We start from the raw sequence: 15,672 nt of genomic DNA, 5'->3' as shown, positions 1-15,672 counted from the left end.
TTATATTGGGTAAATCAATCCTTGCCAATACCCAAATCAAGCCAAGCCAAGATGGATTGCAGCTCTTTGCGCACCTCGCCGGCAGTCATCGTCGCCGGCGCCCCGCTTTGCTGCTGCAGACGCTGACGCGCGCCCTGAATGGTAAAACCGTCATCGTATAACAGGCCGCGGATGCGCCTGATCAGCAATACTTCCTGATGCTGATAATAACGACGGTTTCCCCTGCGCTTGATCTGGCCCAGCTGGAGAAACTCCTGCTCCCAGTAACGCAGCACATGGGGTTTAACCCCCGACAGTTCACTCACTTCACCAATGGTAAAGTAACGCTTGGCCGGGATTGCCGGCAGTTCAACAGTTGTCATTATTCTGTTCAACCATGCCCTTCAGTTTCTGACTTGCATGAAACGTTACCACACGGCGCGCGGTGATGGGAATCTCCTCGCCGGTTTTGGGGTTACGTCCGGGGCGCTGCGGCTTGTCGCGCAGTTGAAAATTACCGAAGCCGGACAGTTTGACACTATCTCCGACTTCAAGAGCGACACGGATTTCCTCAAAAAACGATTCCACCATGTCCTTGGCTTCGCGTTTGTTCAAGCCCACCCGATCAAACAACAGGTCGGCCAACTCGGCTTTGGTCAAAGTCATGAACACACCTCAGAAACAACGATAACAAAATCATCCCCCGCTCACAGGCGGGGGAATACTTCGGGAAAACAACAGGATACAGGATATCAGGCGCGAAGGCTCGCCTGATGATCCTCCGCCAGCGCAGCCAGCATGGCGGCAATCACCGGCTCGACATCTTCATCGGTCAGCGTGCGCGTCATGTCCTGCAACTGGATGCGGAAGGCCAGACTCTTCTTGCCCTCTTCAACCCCCTTGCCGCGATACACATCGAACAGCGCCACTTCGCTGACGATAGGCGTAGAAACACGGGCAAAGCTCTCCAGCATGGCTTCAACTTCAACGCGCTCGTCCACCAGCAAGGCCAGATCGCGGCGCACTGCCTGGAAGCGCGAAACAGCCTGCGCCTTCACCGGCACCACATCCTGCGCGGCGGCAAAGTCGATCTCGAACAGCACCGGTGCCGATGGCAGATCATAAGCTTGCACCCAGCGCGGGTGCAGCTCACCGATAAAACCGATCACCTGGCCATCCAGCAACACCTCGGCACAACGCCCCGGATGCAGCGCCGCATGCGGGGCCGCACGGAAGCTTGGCCGGCGCGGAGCCAGCAAGGCCTCGACATCGGCCTTCACATCATAAAAATCGACACGCTCGGCCTTGAGCGACCATTGCTCGGCCACACGCGGCCCCCAGGCCAGTGCTGCAATTTTTTCCGGCTGGGCAAAACCGCCCTCGGCCCTGGAGAAGACACGCGCCACCTCAAACACACGCACGCGCGGCTGTTTGCGGTTGATATTGGACGACAGTACATCGACCAGACCACCGATCAGCGTCGAGCGCATCACGCTCATCTGGCTGGCGATCGGATTAATCAGACGCACCGGATCGAGGTTGGCGGCAAAATCGGCCTCCCACTTTTCTTCGACAAAGGCGTAGCTGACCACTTCCTGATAATCGCGGCCGGCCATAAAGTGGCGCACTGCCGCACGCGGGCGGCGGTTTTCCGGCAGCGGCAACATGGACTGGCGCGAACGCGGCGCATCGGACGGGATGGCATCGTAACCATAGACGCGGGCAATTTCTTCGATCAGATCGACTTCGATCTCGATATCGAAACGGAAGCTAGGCGCGGCCACGGCAAAACCTTCCGCCGTCGCCTGATGCGGCAAGCCCAGGCGCGACAGCGTCTGACCGATTTCATCCGCCGACAAGGCCACGCCCAGTACGCGCGACACGCGCGCAGTACGCACGCTGACATCATGGCGCACCGGCAACTCGCCCAATGCCTCCACCAGCGGGCCGGCTTCGCCGCCGCAAATGTCCAGCACCAGTGCCGTCGCGCGCTCCATCGCATCGCGCTGCAGCTCGAAATCCACCCCGCGCTCGTAGCGGAAGGACGAATCCGAACCGAAGCCCAGCGTCCGCGCCTTGCCGGCAATAGCCTCAGGCGCAAAGAAAGCGCTTTCAAGGAAGATATCGCGGCTGTCCGTCGTCACGCCGCTATGCAGGCCACCCATAATGCCGGCGATCGCCAATGCTTTACTGTCATCGGCAATCACCATGGTGTCAGGCGCAAGCGTGACTTCTTTTTCATTCAGGCAGACCAGCGTTTCGCCGGCTTGGGCGAAACGGACGGTAATGCCGCCATCTACCTTGGCCAGATCAAAAGCGTGCATGGGCTGGCCCTGCTCGAGCAGCACATAGTTGGTGATATCGACAATGGCCGAGATGGAACGCAGGCCGGAGCGCTCAAGACGGCGGCGCATCCATTCCGGCGTAACTGCGGCCGCATCGACATTTTTCAGCACGCGGCCGATATAGCGCCCGCAAGCCTTGCCGGCGGCCAGCTTCACCGCACGCACTTCGTCATGCGCCGCCGCAACCGGTGCAATGGCAAACGGCTGCTGCGCCGTAGCCGTCAGTGCCGACACTTCACGCGCCAGACCCTTGATCGACAGGCAGTCGGCACGGTTGGGGGTGATTTTCAGGGTAAACAGGGTGTCGTCCAGCCCCAGATAATCGCGGATGCTGCTGCCTACCGGTGCATCGGCCGGCAGCACCAGCAAGCCATCCACCTCGTCCGGCACGCCCAATTCCTTGCCCGAGCACAACATACCGTTGGACTCGACGCCACGCATCTTGGTCGGCTTGATCTTGAAGTCGCCCGGCAGAACGGCGCCGGACATGGCGCACGGCACTTTCAGGCCAACGGCCACATTAGGCGCGCCGCACACGATCTGCACCAGTTCGCCCGTACCCACATCGACCTTGGTCACGCGCAGGCGGTCGGCATTCTCGTGCTTGACCACTTCCTTGACTTCGGCCACCACCACGCCGCTGAACGCGGGCGCTGCAGGCGTGGTCTCCTCGACTTCGAGGCCAGCCATTGTCAGTAAATAAGAGAGTTCATCGCTGGAAATCGACGGATTGACCCAGCTTCTCAGCCACTGTTCGGAAAATTGCATAGTCTTGTCGGCTCCGCGCTCAGTTGAACTGTTTAAGGAAGGACAGATCGTTCTCGAAGAAGAGACGCAGATCGTTCACGCCATAGCGCAACATGGCAAAGCGGTCCAGACCGATACCGAAGGCAAAGCCGGTATAACGCTCGGCATCGATGCCGACGTTGGCCAATACATTCGGGTGCACCATGCCGCAGCCGCCCACTTCCAGCCAGCCCTTCTCGCCCAGCACGTCGATCTCGGCCGACGGTTCGGTAAACGGGAAGAACGATGGACGGAAACGCACCTGCAGATCCTCGCGCTCGAAGAAGCGGCGCAAGAAGTCGGTGATGGTCGCCTTCAGGTCGGCAAAGCTGACATCTTCGTCCACCCACAAACCTTCCATCTGATGGAACATCGGCGAGTGCGTGGCATCGGAGTCCACGCGATAGACACGGCCCGGCGCGATAATCTTGATCGGCGGCTGGTTGTCCAGCATATAGCGCACCTGGATGGGCGAAGTATGCGTACGCAGCACATCGCCGCCTTCCACATAGAAGGTATCCTGCATGGCGCGCGCAGGATGGTCTTCCGGAATATTCAGCGCCTGGAAGTTATGGAAATCGGTCTCGATTTCCGGGCCGTCGGCCACTTCAAAGCCCATGGAACGGAACAGTTCGGTAATGCGCTCCAGCGTCAGCGTCACCGGATGCAGACCACCGGTACCCATGCCGCGACCGGGCATGGTGACATCCAGCGCTTCTGCCGCCAGTTGCTGCTCGAGCTTGGCGGCATTGATCGCATCGCGACGCGCATTGTGCTCGGTTTCAAATGCCTGCTTGGCGGCATTAATCACGGCCCCGGCACTTTTGCGCTCATCCGGTGCCAGCGCACCCAACTGCTTGAGCAAGCCAGTCAGCTCACCGCTTTTACCCAGATATTTTGCCTTGACCTGCTCTAGCTCGACCAGGTCCGTCACCGTCGCCAGCGCCGCTAGAGCCGACTCGAGAATCACATCCACGTTGTTCATTATCGGGATCCAATGTGAAGAAAACTGACCACACGCTTGGGCGTCTGGTCAGCGTTCTTGGAAAGTTTTACGAAAAAAAGGGAGGCTTAAGCCTCCCTTTAAATCATCTGGCGATTAAGCAAGCTTGGTTTTTGCGATCTCGACGATCTGTGCAAAAGCAGGCTTGTCGAAGATAGCCATATCGGACAGAACCTTACGGTCGATCTCGATAGCGGCTTTCTTCAGGCCGTTCATGAACTTGCTGTAGGACAGACCGCATTCACGCGCAGCGGCGTTGATACGGGCAATCCACAGACGGCGGAACTGACGCTTTTTCTGACGACGGTCACGATAAGCGTACTGTCCAGCTTTCATTACCGCTTGCTTGGCAACACGGTAGACGTTCTTGCGACGGCCGCGATAGCCTTTCGCCAGAGCGAGGATTTTCTTGTGACGGGCGCGAGCGGTGACACCGCGTTTTACACGTGGCATTTATAACTCCTTAGGCGTAGGGCAACATTGCACGAACAGACGGCATATTGCTGGCATCTACCATGGTAGTACCGCGCAATTGACGTTTGGTCTTGGTGGTCTTCTTGGTCAGGATGTGACGCTTGAAAGCGTAAGAACGCTTGACACCACCATTGCCCAGAACCTTCAGACGCTTTTTAGCGCCCGACTTGGTTTTCATCTTCGGCATTAGGAAGACTCCTGCTGAAACTGAGTTAGATTAGATGCAAGGTGGACCGGCAAACCTAAGCCTGCCTGACACTTGGGAACCCATACATCACGCTTTTAATAGCCCGCAGGGGGCTATAAAACCAACGCGACAGGACTAGCCTGTCGCGTCAAGATGATGATTATACCCGATTATTTCTTTTTCGGGGCAATCATCATGACCATCTGACGACCTTCAAGGCGCGGAAACTGCTCAACCACACCGATATCGAGCAAATCCGCCTCGACACGGCGCAGCAGCGCAAGGCCGATATCCTGGTGCGCCATTTCGCGACCACGGAAGCGCAAGGTAATCTTGGCCTTGTCACCATCTTCCAGGAAGCGAATCAGGTTACGCATCTTGACGTTGTAGTCGCCATCATCGGTGCCAGGACGGAATTTGACTTCCTTGATCTGGATCTGCTTCTGCTTGGACTTGGCTTCCTGACGCTTTTTGGACAGCTCGTACTTGAACTTGCCGTAGTCCATCAACTTCACAACCGGCGGTTGCGCATTGGGAGAAATCTCTACCAAGTCAACATCCTGCTCTTCAGCAAGTGCCAGTGCCTCGCGCAGACTCACAATACCGAGCTGCTCACCTTCATTACCTACCAAACGGATTTCGCGAGCGGTAATCTCGCCGTTAATCCGTGGTTCGCGTTCCTGAGCTATGGCCAAATCTCCTATACATTAATCTATCGTGCTGGTGCCGATTCAAGCCGCTGGCATTTCTGCCTTGAGCCGGTCGATAAACGCGGAAAGCGTGAGTTGCCCCAAGTCTTCGCCACGTGCCCGTACGGCCACCAGTCCTTCTGCCTTTTCCTTGTCGCCGACAATAATCTGATACGGCAACTTCTGCAGGCTGTGCTCGCGGATTTTATAACCGATCTTCTCGTTTCTCAAGTCAAGATCGACGCGGAAGCCTTGTTTCTTCAATGCCTCGACCACTTCGGTCGCATAATCAGCCTGCGCCTCGGTGATATTCATCACCACCATCTGCACCGGCGCCAGCCACAGCGGGAATGCACCGGCATGGTTTTCGATCAGGATCCCGATAAAGCGCTCAAGCGAACCCAGAATGGCACGATGCAGCATCACCGGACGCTTGCGGCCGTTTTCTTCGGTCACATACTCTGCATCCAAACGCTCTGGCAGCACAAAGTCCAGCTGCAGCGTACCGCACTGCCAGGAGCGACCCAGCGCATCCTTGATATGGTACTCAATCTTGGGACCGTAAAACGCACCCTCGCCCGGCAACTCTTCCCACTCTACGCCACAAGCAGACAGTGCGTCGCGCAAACCCTGCTCGGCCTTGTCCCATACCTCGTCGGAACCGGCACGCTTCTCCGGACGCAAGGACAGCTTGATGGCGACATTATCGAAGCCGAAATACTGGTACACCGCCATGGTCAGCTCGTTGAAAGCCTGCGCCTCGGCATTGACCTGTTCTTCGGTACAGAAAATATGCGCATCGTCCTGCACAAAGCCGCGCACGCGCATCAGGCCATGCAGGGCACCGGTCGGTTCGTTACGGTGACAGGCACCGAATTCGGCCAGACGCAGCGGCAGATCACGATAAGAGCGCAAGCCCTGATTGAACACCTGCACATGACCCGGGCAGTTCATCGGTTTCACCGCATAGTCGCGCTTTTCCGACTCGGTGGTGAACATATTGTCGCGATAGTTCTCCCAATGGCCGGACTTCTCCCACAAGGAGCGGTCCATCATCATCGGGGTACGGATTTCCTGATAACCGGCTGCATCCAGCGTCTTGCGCATGTACTGCTCGATGTTCTGCCACAGATTCCAGCCCTTAGGGTGCCAGAACACCATACCCGGCGCCTCGTCCTGCAGATGGAACAGATCCAGCACCTTGCCCAGCTTGCGGTGGTCGCGCTTTTCCGCCTCTTCCAGCATGTGCAGGTAAGCCGCCAGATCTTCCTTCTTGGCCCAGGCCGTACCGTAGATACGCTGCAGCATTTCGTTCTTGCTATCGCCGCGCCAGTAGGCACCGGCCAGCTTCATCAGCTTGAACACTTTGAGCTTGCCGGTCGATGGCACGTGCGGGCCGCGGCACAGATCGGTAAAGTCGCCTTCCTTATACAGCGAGAGCACCTCGCCCTGCGGAATGGACTCGATAATTTCAGCCTTATACGCCTCGCCAATACTCTTGAAGTAGGCAACCGCCTCATCCCGCCCCATGGTCAGGCGCTCGACCGGAATGTCCTGCTTGGCCAGCTCGGCCATTTTCTTTTCAATCGCCAGCAAGTCTTCCGGCGTAAACGGACGCTTGTAGCTGAAGTCGTAGTAGAAACCGTTTTCGATTTCCGGCCCGATGGTCACTTGCGCATCCGGGAACAGGGTTTTCACCGCATACGCCAGCAAGTGGGCGGTCGAGTGACGGATCACCGACAGGCCGTCGGCATCTTTATCGGTAATGATCGCCAGACTCGCGTCTTTTTCGATCAGAAAAGAAGTATCAACCAGCTCGCCATCTACACGCCCAGCCAGCGCAGCGCGCGCAAGACCGGTGCCGATGGACGCGGCGACTTCATGAACAGTAACAGCGGCATCGAAAGAACGAACAGAGCCGTCTGGCAGGCGGATATCAGGCATCGCAACTCCAACTCTAGATAAGGAAATGCGCCACAGGGCGAGCATGCATTGGAAAAAAGAATAAAAAAAAGCGCGGCCGAGCCGCGCTTTTTTTCATGAAGCAACCCAAGGCTCGAAGGTAACGAGTTTAAAGGGTAGTGGTTGTACTGGACATATCCACCTGAAGCTCCATGCGAATATTTTTGGTAGGCGATACTGGAATCGAACCAGCGACCTCCACGATGTCAACGTGGCGCTCTAACCAGCTGAGCTAACCGCCTGTAAATCTGAGACACGGATATTAATCATTTCGGCACGCCTTGGCAAGGATTTTATCTGGAAAACTTGAAAAGCCGGCTTTGCGCTATACTGGCGCGTTGATTTTGCACAAGATTTGCTCCCATGCTCAAGTTTACCCTGCACAAGACATCGGGCGGCGCACGCCGCGGCACACTGGAACTCAATCACGGCACCGTGGAAACCCCGGTTTTCCAGCCGGTCGGCACTTACGGCTCGGTCAAGGCCATGAGCCCGCTGGAGCTAAACGAAATCGGTGCCCAGATCATTCTTGGCAACACCTTCCACCTGTGGCTGCGCCCGGGCCTGGAGGTCATTGAATCGTTCGGCGGCCTGCACGGTTTTATGGGCTGGGACAAACCCATCCTCACCGACTCCGGCGGCTTTCAGGTATTCAGCCTCGGCGCCCTGCGTAAACTGACCGAAGAAGGCTGCACTTTCCACAGCCCGGTCAATGGCGACAAGCTGTTCCTCTCGCCCGAAATCTCGATGCAGATCCAGACGGTGCTCAACTCCGACATCGTGATGCAGCTGGACGAATGCACCCCGGGCCAGGTCGACCATAAAACCGCCGAAAGCTCGATGCAGATGAGCTTGCGCTGGGCGGCGCGCTCGCGCCAGGCCTTTGACGACCTGAACAACCCGAACGCCCTGTTCGGCATCGTACAAGGCAACCTCTACACCGATTTGCGCCAGAAATCACTGGAAGGCCTGATGGAAATCGGCTTTGACGGCATCGCCATCGGCGGCCTGTCGGTCGGCGAACCCAAGCCCGAGATGTACCGTATGCTGGAAGAAATGCGCGACATGCTGCCGGCAGAAAAACCACACTACCTGATGGGCGTCGGCACGCCGGAAGATCTGGTGCAAGGCGTGGCCAACGGCATCGACATGTTCGACTGCGTGATGCCGACCCGTAATGCACGCAACGGCTGGATCTTCACCCGCTATGGCGACATCAAGATCAAGAATGCACGCCACAAGCTGGACCATGCGCCACTGGATGAAGAATGCAGCTGCTACGCCTGCCGCAACTTCAGCCGCGCCTACCTGCATCACCTGCACCGCACCGGCGAAATCCTCGGCGCCCGCCTCAATACCATCCACAACCTGCATTACTATCAGGAGCTGATGCAGGAAATGCGCGATGCCATCGATGCGGACCGCTTCGAAGACTGGCGCGCCGCTTTCCACGAAAAGCGTGCCCGCGGCGCCTGAATCAAAACAATAAATTGATGCCAATGGAACCTGTCATGACACGGCGGGTCGGATAGCGCTGAATAAATCCGGCGCTATCGCGGTTGGAAAAGCATCGCGTCATCGTTACAATCACCGGTCTATCCGTATTCCGGCCTGACATTACCAAGGGAGTTCACAGATGTTTATTGCCCCTGCCTATGCAGCAGACGCCGCTGTAGCCGGCTTCGATATCATGCAGTTCCTGCCCATGATCGTGATCTTCGTGCTGTTCTGGTTCTTGCTGGTTCGCCCGCAACAGAAGCGCATGAAGGAACAGCAGAAAATGCTGTCCGAGATCGTAAAGGGTGATGAAGTCGTTACCCAGGGCGGCATGATAGGGCGCGTGACCAAAGTCACCGACCAGTACCTGACACTGGAAATCACCAGCGGTGTGGAAATCACCATCCAGCGTGGCGCAGTAGCGGCCAAGCTGGAAAAAGGCACGATGAAGTCCCTGTAAACCCCAAGAGCAGGCCGCCTTTGTCGCGGCCTGCTTTTTGCCTAGTCTCCCCCCATGAATCGCTACCCGCTCTGGAAATACCTCGTCATCGCGGTGGCCCTGATCGTATCGACGATCTATACGCTGCCCAACTTTTACGGCGAGACACCGGCTGTACAGATCTCCAGCACCCGCCAGTCGATACCGGTCGACACGGCAGTTATGGCGCGCGTGGAAGAAGCCCTCAAAAGCCATCAGATCACAGCGGATGGTCTCTATCTCGACAACGGCAGCCTGAAAGTCCGCTTCAAGGATCCCGACACGCAGATCAAGGCGCGTGACGTCATTCAGCAGGCACTGGGCGACAACTACATTATTGCGCTCAACCTGCTGGCGGCATCGCCACAATGGCTGACCAAGATACATGCCAACCCGATGTTCCTCGGTCTTGACCTCAGGGGCGGCGTACACTTCCTGCTGGAAGTGGATATGAAAGCCGCGACCGACAAGACAATGGAACGCTACGCCGGCGACATCCGCCGCGAGCTGAAAGACAAAAAAATCCGTTACGGCAATATCCGCCGCAACGGCACCACGCTGGATGTACAGCTAAGAGACGCCGAAACACTGGCAGCGGCAGAAAAAGCCATTGTGCGCACCCTGCCCGGCCTGACCATCAAAACGGATGATGCCAACTTCCGCCTGCTGCTGACGCTCAAGCCGGAAGAGATCACCCGCATCGAGTCCGATGCCGTCAAGCAAAACATCACCACCTTGCACAATCGCGTCAACGAGTTGGGCGTCGCCGAACCGGTGATCCAGCAAGCCGGCCCGAACCGTATCGTGGTGCAGCTGCCGGGCGTACAGGACACCGCCAAGGCCAAGGATATTCTGGGCCGTACCGCCACCTTGCAAGTACGCATGGTGGAAGACGACAGCGCCAAAGTGGCCGAAGCACTGGCAGGCAACCCGCCGGCCGGCTACGAGCTGCTGGACGAGCTGACTTCGCGCGGCCCGCAGAAGATTCTGGTGAAGAAGGATGTCGAGCTGACTGGTGACAATATCAACGACGCTCAGCCGACCTTCGACGAAAACGGCGCCCCCGCCGTCAGCATCAACCTCGACTCGACCGGTGCCGGCATCTTCCGTGATGTCACGCGTGAAAACGTCGGCCGGCGCATGGCGATGATTCTGGTGGAAAAAGGCAAGAGCGAAGTCGTGACTGCACCGGTCATCCGTGCCGAAATCGGCGGCGGACGCGTACAGATCTCGGGCTCGATGAACTCGGCCGAAGCCAACGACACGGCCTTGCTGCTGCGCGCAGGTTCGCTGGCTGCACCGATGCAGATCATCGAAGAGCGCACCGTCGGCCCAAGCTTGGGCAAGGAAAACATCGAGAAGGGCTTTAACTCCACCTTGTGGGGCTTTGCCGCCATCGCCGTCTTTATGGTGGTTTACTACCGTGTCTTCGGCGTGATCTCGGTGCTGTCGCTGGGCGTCAACGTGCTGATGCTGGTGGCCATCCTGTCCATGCTGCAAGCAACGCTGACGCTACCGGGTATTGCCGCGATCGCGCTGACGCTGGGCATGGCCATTGACGCCAACGTGCTGATTAACGAACGGGTACGGGAAGAGTTGCGCAACGGCATGCCGCCGCACTCGGCGATCCAGGCCGGTTATAGCCACGCCTGGTCGACGATTCTCGACTCCAACGTCACCACCATGATCGCCGGCCTCGCGCTGCTGATCTTCGGTTCCGGCCCGGTGCGCGGCTTTGCCGTCGTGCACTGCCTGGGCATTCTGACCTCCATGTTCTCGGCCGTGCTGGTTTCGCGCGGTTTCGTCAACCTGTGGTATGGACGCCAACGCCGCCTGACTTCGATTTCGGTCGGTCAGATCTGGAAACCGGAAGCCAAGTAAGGGACTACCATGGAGCTTTTCCGCATTAAACGGGACATCCCGTTCATGAGCTACGGCAAGCTCACCACCGCGATTTCGCTGGTGACCTTTATCCTTGCCGTGTTCTTTTTGTTCAGCAAGGGCTTGAACCTGAGCGTCGAATTCACCGGCGGCACGGTGATGGAGGTGCAATATGCGCAGTCGGCCAACCTGAAGGACATCCGCCAGCGCGTGGATAGCCTGAAGCTGGGCGAAGCGCAGGTGCAGAGCCTGGGCAGTAGCCGCGATGTCCTGATCCGCCTGCCGGTGAAAAAGGACGTGAGTTCGGCCCAGATGTCGAATCAGGTTTTGTCCACCTTGCAAGCCGGCGACACGCAGGTTGAACTGCGCAAGGTCGAGTTTGTCGGCCCGTCGGTCGGCGCCGAACTGGTGTCCAACGGCCTGATCGCACTGACCATGGTCTGCCTGGGCATTATTGCCTATCTGGCGCTGCGCTTTGAATGGCGCTTCGCGGTGTCGGCCATTATCGCCAACATGCACGACGTGATAATCATCCTCGGCTGCTTCGCGCTGTTCCAGTGGGAATTCTCGCTGACCGTGCTGGCCGGTGTACTGGCGGTGCTGGGTTACTCGGTCAACGAGTCGGTGGTGGTATTCGACCGTATCCGCGAAAACTTCCGCAAGCCGGCGATGCGCCACAAGAGCACGGCAGAGGTCATCGACAACGCCATTACCTCGACCATGAGCCGTACCATCATCACGCACGGCTCAACCGAGACCATGGTGCTGTCCATGCTGCTGTTCGGCGGCCCGGCGCTGCACGGCTTTGCCATGGCGCTGACCATCGGCATCGTGTTCGGCATCTACTCGTCGGTGCTGGTAGCAAGCCCACTGGCGCTGTGGCTGGGTATCAAGCGCGAGCATATGATCAAGCCGCCCAAGCAGAAACAGGAAGCGGTGGTCTGAGCCATCGCCGCAAACATGACGCAGGGCCGGCATCGCCGGCCCTTTTTCCTTCACAGCCTGTTTTCGCCAGCGGCTAAACCCGCTGAGCCGCTGACGAAAACCTACTGAACCGGACGGCCTCTCTTATGGAAATGATTCAATTCATCATCGACTTTATCCTGCATATCGACGTGCATCTGGCCGAACTTGCCACTGCTTACGGGCCATGGATCTACGCCATCCTGTTTTTGATCGTGTTTTGCGAAACGGGTCTGGTGGTCACGCCTTTCCTGCCGGGTGACTCGCTGCTGTTTGTCGCCGGAGCGCTGGCCGCCATGGGTGAAATGAATATCCACGCCATGGTGGCGCTGTTGATCTGTGCGGCGATTATCGGCGACGGCGTCAACTACGCCATCGGCCGCTATTTCGGCGAAAAGCTGGCGGCACGCTACCCCAAGCTGATCCGCCCCGAGTATCTGGCCAAAACCCATGCCTTCTATGAAAAGCATGGCGGCAAAACCATTATCCTCGCCCGCTTTGTGCCCATCGTGCGCACTTTCGCGCCTTTTGTGGCCGGTATCGGCAAAATGGGCTACCGCCATTTCGCCTTTTACAATGTCACCGGCGCAATACTGTGGGTGACCAGCTTCGGCTACGCCGGCTACTTTTTCGGCAATATGCCCATCGTCAAAAAGAACCTGACGCTATTGATCTTCGGCATCATCTTCGTCTCCATCCTGCCCGGCGTGATCGAGTTCTGGCGCCATAAGCGCGCGCAAAACAAGCAGGCGGCACAATGAAACGCATACAGAAACTATCCGACCACCTGGTTAACCAGATCGCCGCCGGCGAAGTGGTCGAGCGCCCGGCCTCCGCACTGAAAGAAATGCTGGAAAACAGCCTGGACGCTGGCGCAAGCAAGATCAGCGTCGATCTGGCGCAAGGCGGCATCAAGCTGATCCGCGTCAGCGACAATGGCTCGGGTATCGCGGCGGATGATCTGGCACTGGCACTGGACCGACACGCCACCAGCAAGATTGCCTGCCTGGATGATCTGGAGCAGGTCGCCACCTTGGGCTTTCGCGGCGAGGGACTGGCCAGCGTGGCGTCGGTGTCGCGCCTGACGCTGGTGAGCCGGCCGCAAGGCGAACCGCATGCCCACCAGATTGTCGCCATCGACGGCACGCTGCATCCGGTCGAGCCGGCAGCCCACCCCGAAGGCACTTCGGTCGAGATGGTGGATCTGTATTTCAACACCCCGGCACGGCGCAAATTCCTCAAGAGCGAAGCCACCGAATACGCCCATTGTGCAGCCACCTTCGAGCGCATCGCCCTGGCCCACCCCGGGGTCGAGATGATCTTGCGCCACAATGGCAAGGTGGTCAGCCGCCTGCCGGCACAAAGCCTGGCCGACCGCGTTGGCGCCATCCTCGGGCGCGACTTTGTCGATGCCTCGCTGATCATAGATAGCGCAGCAGCAGGCCTGAGCCTGCGCGGCCTGGTCGCCTCCCCCACTTTTTCCAAAGCCAGCCGCGACGCGCAGTATTTCTACGTCAACGGCCGCTTTGTACGCGACAAGACCGCACAGCACGCGCTGCGCCAGGCTTACCGCGACGTATTGCACCATGAGCGCCATCCGGCTTATGCCCTGTTTTTCACGCTGGACCCGGCCGGTGTCGACGTCAATGTCCACCCGACCAAGATCGAGGTACGCTTTCGCGAAAGCCAGGCCATCCACCAGTTCCTGTTTCATAGCGTCCACAAAGCGCTGGCCGCCAGCGCCGGCAACAATGCCACGGCCGCCACACCGGCCAGCGTGGCCATCGCCCAGGCAGACGACAGTACACCCGACACCCGCGTTACGACCATGAGTGCGCCAGCTACCCCCGCAACCGCATCCTTATTTGCGCCGGTGCGTAGCGATAGTCCGGCACGCAGCCACACCCCAGTGGCACCGCATTTCGAGCAGCAACGCATTCCGCTTGCGGTGGCGCGCGAGGCGGTCGGTGTCTACGACAAGCTGTTTACCGGTCTGCGCGACGAAGAGCGCGCCACGCTCCAGCCGCCGGCGACAGCACCGGCGGCATTTACACCAGCCCCGCCCGCACAGGACAACGGCGACGGCATTCCGCCGCTGGGCTTTGCACTGGCGCAATTGCACGGTGTTTATATTCTGGCGCAGGCGGTCGATGGCTTGGTGCTGGTCGATATGCATGCCGCCCACGAGCGCATCGTGTACGAGCGGCTGAAAAATGCACTGGAAAGCGATGTGATCCCGATGCAGCCCCTGCTGCTGCCGGTGTCCTTCGGAGCGGATCGTTTTGAAGCGGCCTGCGCGCAGGAACACGGCGAGGCGCTGCAAAAGCTGGGCATAGAACTGGCGCCACTCTCCCCGACCCAGATTGCCATACGCGGCGTTCCCATCTGGCTGAAAGACGGCGATGCGGTTGAGTTGGCGCGCGCGGTACTCAAGGATGTACGCGAACACGGCATGAGTGCGGTACTGACCGAGCGGCGCAACGAACTACTGGCGAGTATGGCCTGTCACGGTGCGGTGCGCGCCAATCGCCAGCTAACGCTGACCGAAATGAATGCCCTGCTGCGCGATATGGAAGCCACCGAGCGCTCCGGCCAGTGCAACCACGGTCGCCCGACCTGGACACGACTGAGCATGCGTGACCTAGACAAACTGTTTATGCGCGGGCAGTAAGCGCGCACGCCGTGCCATCCTGCCCCAGCAAGGATAAAAGCTGCGCCAGATAAGCCAGCCCTTCCGGCCACGTGTGGTGGCCGGAGGCCACATTGATATGCCCGGCCTGCGCCAGCCATTCCAGCCTTGCGCCCCAGCTGTCGGCCAGCGCCTTGGCACGCGCGCTGCGGCAAAACGGATCATTGGTACTGGCCAGCACCAGGGCAGGAAAAGGCAGCGCAATCTGCGGTGCAGGCGCAAAGCCCAGCAATGCCGGCGGTGCATCTTCCCGCTCCACATCGGCCGGCGCTACCAGCAAAGCGCCGGCAATAGCCTGCGGGTAAAGCCGGGCATAATGCGCCAGCGCAATACAGCCCAAGCTGTGCGCCACCACAATCACCGGCTTGTCTGCCTGCGCAATAGCCGTATGCAAGCCATCCAGCCAGTCCTCACGGCGCGGCAGATGCCAATCGCGATTGGCGACACGCCGCGCCCCCAGATACTGTTGCCAATGACTTTGCCAATGCTCGGGCGGTGAATCATTCCAGCCTGGCTGAATCAGGAACTCGAAGCGGTTTGCAGCAGACGTAAGGCTGGATATTGCGCGTGATTGCGGCATGTGGCCCACCCATTTATGCAATTTGGTAAGCGATTGTTTCACACTCGCTTTATATTAAAAAGTAACTTTTAATATTTTTAAAATTGCACAAAAGAATAAACAAACCTATACGGCCATAAAAATGCCGGCCTGCTGCCGTCTGGCGGACAAAAAAATCCC

At 58.5% G+C, this 15,672-nt stretch carries 15 protein-coding genes and 1 tRNA gene; 6 read left to right on the top strand and 10 right to left on the bottom strand.

All coding sequences use genetic code 11. The annotated features are described in order from the left end of the window. Positions 1–14 precede the first annotated feature (14 nt). The 9 genes from M3P88_RS01760 to M3P88_RS01720 all read right to left on the bottom strand — a co-directional run bounded on the left by M3P88_RS01760 (position 15) and on the right by M3P88_RS01720 (position 7,667). Positions 15–362: a MerR family transcriptional regulator gene (locus M3P88_RS01760; protein WP_124734196.1), complete on the bottom strand. Its 348-nt coding sequence runs from the start codon at positions 360–362 to the stop codon at positions 15–17. Beyond that, positions 349–645 (bottom strand): integration host factor subunit alpha, encoded by a 297-nt coding sequence (locus M3P88_RS01755; protein WP_124734195.1) that lies wholly within the window; start codon positions 643–645, stop codon positions 349–351. Before M3P88_RS01755 ends, M3P88_RS01760 begins: the two co-directional genes overlap by 14 nt. Positions 646–731: 86 nt before the next feature. Continuing rightward, positions 732–3,092: a phenylalanine--tRNA ligase subunit beta gene (gene pheT / locus M3P88_RS01750; protein WP_249614356.1), complete on the bottom strand. Its 2,361-nt coding sequence runs from the start codon at positions 3,090–3,092 to the stop codon at positions 732–734. 19 nt (positions 3,093–3,111) lie between these two features. Next, positions 3,112–4,095, bottom strand: coding sequence for a phenylalanine--tRNA ligase subunit alpha (pheS, locus tag M3P88_RS01745; RefSeq protein WP_249614355.1), 984 nt, complete (start codon positions 4,093–4,095; stop codon positions 3,112–3,114). A gap of 114 nt (positions 4,096–4,209) precedes the next feature. Continuing rightward, the gene (gene rplT / locus M3P88_RS01740; RefSeq protein WP_124734192.1) at positions 4,210–4,566 is read right to left on the bottom strand and encodes a 50S ribosomal protein L20; all 357 of its coding nucleotides are present in this window, start codon (positions 4,564–4,566) and stop codon (positions 4,210–4,212) included. Between the two features lie 10 nt (positions 4,567–4,576). After that, on the bottom strand, positions 4,577–4,774 hold the full coding sequence (rpmI, locus tag M3P88_RS01735; RefSeq protein WP_124734191.1) for a 50S ribosomal protein L35: 198 nt from the start codon (positions 4,772–4,774) through the stop codon (positions 4,577–4,579). A 170-nt stretch (positions 4,775–4,944) separates the two neighbouring features. Then, positions 4,945–5,469, bottom strand: a complete 525-nt coding sequence (infC, locus tag M3P88_RS01730; protein WP_124734190.1) for a translation initiation factor IF-3 — start codon at positions 5,467–5,469, stop codon at positions 4,945–4,947. Between the two features lie 36 nt (positions 5,470–5,505). After that, positions 5,506–7,407: a threonine--tRNA ligase gene (thrS, locus tag M3P88_RS01725; RefSeq protein WP_249614354.1), complete on the bottom strand. Its 1,902-nt coding sequence runs from the start codon at positions 7,405–7,407 to the stop codon at positions 5,506–5,508. A 183-nt stretch (positions 7,408–7,590) separates the two neighbouring features. Further along, positions 7,591–7,667: transfer RNA gene (locus M3P88_RS01720), tRNA-Val, on the bottom strand. A 121-nt stretch (positions 7,668–7,788) separates the two neighbouring features. On the opposite strand from M3P88_RS01720, the gene tgt reads away from it, so the two are divergent. The 6 genes from tgt (at position 7,789) to mutL (ending at position 14,915) form a co-directional block, all read left to right on the top strand. Continuing rightward, positions 7,789–8,901 carry a tRNA guanosine(34) transglycosylase Tgt gene (tgt, locus tag M3P88_RS01715; protein ID WP_249614353.1) on the top strand — a complete coding sequence of 371 codons (1,113 nt, stop codon included), beginning with the start codon at positions 7,789–7,791 and terminating at the stop codon, positions 8,899–8,901. Between the two features lie 160 nt (positions 8,902–9,061). Continuing rightward, the gene (yajC, locus tag M3P88_RS01710) at positions 9,062–9,382 is read left to right on the top strand and encodes a preprotein translocase subunit YajC (RefSeq protein WP_124734187.1); all 321 of its coding nucleotides are present in this window, start codon (positions 9,062–9,064) and stop codon (positions 9,380–9,382) included. Positions 9,383–9,436: 54 nt separating this feature from the next. Next, a complete protein-coding gene (secD, locus tag M3P88_RS01705) occupies positions 9,437–11,281 on the top strand; it encodes a protein translocase subunit SecD (RefSeq protein ID WP_249614352.1) in 1,845 nt (614 codons plus the stop codon). 9 nt (positions 11,282–11,290) lie between these two features. Then, positions 11,291–12,226 carry a protein translocase subunit SecF gene (gene secF / locus M3P88_RS01700; RefSeq protein WP_249614351.1) on the top strand — a complete coding sequence of 312 codons (936 nt, stop codon included), beginning with the start codon at positions 11,291–11,293 and terminating at the stop codon, positions 12,224–12,226. A gap of 131 nt (positions 12,227–12,357) precedes the next feature. Further along, on the top strand, positions 12,358–13,005 hold the full coding sequence (locus M3P88_RS01695; RefSeq protein ID WP_249614746.1) for a DedA family protein: 648 nt from the start codon (positions 12,358–12,360) through the stop codon (positions 13,003–13,005). Beyond that, positions 13,002–14,915: a DNA mismatch repair endonuclease MutL gene (mutL, locus tag M3P88_RS01690; RefSeq protein WP_249614350.1), complete on the top strand. Its 1,914-nt coding sequence runs from the start codon at positions 13,002–13,004 to the stop codon at positions 14,913–14,915. The genes M3P88_RS01695 and mutL overlap by 4 nt, the downstream gene beginning before the upstream one ends. Here mutL and M3P88_RS01685 read toward each other — a convergent pair. Continuing rightward, positions 14,899–15,513 carry an RBBP9/YdeN family alpha/beta hydrolase gene (locus M3P88_RS01685; RefSeq protein WP_249614349.1) on the bottom strand — a complete coding sequence of 205 codons (615 nt, stop codon included), beginning with the start codon at positions 15,511–15,513 and terminating at the stop codon, positions 14,899–14,901. The genes mutL and M3P88_RS01685 overlap by 17 nt on opposite strands. Between the last annotated feature and the right edge of the window lie 159 nt (positions 15,514–15,672).

Source organism: Craterilacuibacter sp. RT1T, from assembly GCF_023502145.1.
In the GTDB taxonomy this organism is placed as follows: domain Bacteria; phylum Pseudomonadota; class Gammaproteobacteria; order Burkholderiales; family Chromobacteriaceae; genus Craterilacuibacter.
This window is presented reverse-complemented; position numbering and strand designations above follow the sequence as displayed.